The organism is Mesorhizobium album (assembly GCF_033977205.1).
GTDB lineage: Bacteria > Pseudomonadota > Alphaproteobacteria > Rhizobiales > Rhizobiaceae > Mesorhizobium > Mesorhizobium album.
This window is the reverse complement of the sequence record NZ_JAVIIW010000130.1, coordinates 1-1,232: the sequence shown is the minus strand read 5'-3', so window position 1 is coordinate 1,232 and position 1,232 is coordinate 1. Positions and strand designations below refer to the sequence as shown.

The window sequence follows — 1,232 nt, the reverse complement described above, 5'->3', positions numbered from 1 at the left end:
GCGATCGACCAGCTCCATGCGGAGCGGCGCTACCGTGTCTTCGCCGACCTCGAGCGCATCGTTGGCAAGTTTCCGCGCGCCATCTGGCGCTCGAACGGCCGCGCCCAGGAAATCACCGTCTGGTGCTCCAACGACTATCTCGGCATGGGCCAGAACGCGGACGTGATTGCCGCCTTCCAGGCTGCTGCCGGCAAGATGGGCTCGGGCGCCGGCGGCACCCGCAACATCTCCGGCACGTCCAACCCGCTGGTCGAGCTCGAGCATGAGCTGGCCGACCTGCACGACAAGGAAGCGGCGTTGGTCTTCACCTCCGGCTTCGTCTCCAACGAGGCCTCGATCTCGACGATTGCCAGGCTTTTGCCCAACTGCCTGGTGCTCTCCGACGAGTTGAACCACGCCTCGATGATCGAGGGCGTGCGCCGCTCCGGCGCCGAAAAGAAGATCTTCCGCCACAACGATGTCGCGCATCTGGAAAGCCTGTTGCAGGCGGCGGGCCGCGAGCGCGCCAAGCTGATCGTGTTCGAAAGCGTCTATTCGATGGACGGCGACATCGCGCCGATCCGGCAGATCGTCGAGCTCGCCGAGCGCCACAACGCCATGACCTATATCGACGAGGTGCATGCGGTGGGCATGTATGGCGCGCGCGGCGGCGGCATCACCGAGCGCGAGGGGCTGGCCGACCGCATCGACATCATCGAGGGCACTTTGGCCAAGGCCTTCGGCACGCTCGGCGGCTACATCACCGGCGCGAGCGCCGTCATCGATGCGGTGCGCTCCTATGCGCCGGGCTTCATCTTCACCACCGCGCTGCCGCCGGCGATCGCGGCGGCCGCCACCACCTCGATCCGGCATCTGAAGCGCTCGCAGGCCGAGCGCGACGCGCAGCAGCGCCAGGCAGCCAGAACCAAGCAGGTCCTTGGCGCGGCCGGGCTGCCGGTGATGGAATCGGCCACCCACATCGTGCCGGTGCTGGTCGGCGATCCCGAGCTGTGCAAGATGGCGAGCGACCGGCTGCTCGGCGTCCACGGCATCTACATCCAGCCGATCAACTATCCGACGGTGCCACGCGGCACCGAGCGGCTGCGCATCACGCCGACGCCGTTCCATTCGGACGCGCTGATCGCCGAGCTGCAGGACGCGCTGGTCGAGACCTGGGATGCACTCGGCATCCCCTACGGCGCAGCAGGCCGCCCTGCCGTCGCCGAGAGCGATCGCATCGTTCCGCTCTTGGT

The 1,232-nt window shown here is 67.5% G+C and carries 1 protein-coding gene; it reads left to right on the top strand.

The features are described 5' to 3' along the window. Positions 1-1,232: 5-aminolevulinate synthase (gene hemA, locus RFN28_RS34545; protein ID WP_320291589.1), on the top strand; the 1,232-nt coding region annotated here is incomplete at both ends.